The organism is uncultured Winogradskyella sp. (assembly GCF_947501905.1).
Taxonomy (GTDB): domain Bacteria; phylum Bacteroidota; class Bacteroidia; order Flavobacteriales; family Flavobacteriaceae; genus Winogradskyella.
On the sequence record NZ_CANMXL010000025.1, the window covers coordinates 1 to 274 of the forward strand.

At 39.1% G+C, this 274-nt stretch carries 1 protein-coding gene; it reads right to left on the reverse strand.

All coding sequences use genetic code 11. The annotated features are described in order from the left end of the window. A partial coding sequence (locus Q0770_RS14685; protein ID WP_299118195.1) for a hypothetical protein occupies positions 1-244 on the reverse strand: 244 nt, incomplete at its 3' end. Between the last annotated feature and the right edge of the window lie 30 nt (positions 245-274).

Sequence of the window (274 nt, forward strand, 5' to 3'; positions counted from 1 at the left end):
GTACGGTAACATACATGACAAGAGGGTTTTTGGTGTACCACGAGGAGGTTTCTGTACCTCCGTTTATAGTCCAGGTCCTATCAGAGTGAAACAGCCCATCGGTATAACTATAAGTATGTGTACTCCCTGCAGCGACAGTTGTTGGTCCAGTGATGGTTTGCGCAAATGATGCACTAATAAATACCATAGAGACTATTAAAAAAGCTCTAAGTTTTAATCCTAATAAATGATGTATATGTGTCATGTTGCGAAAGATTAGAGATAAACAATGGAT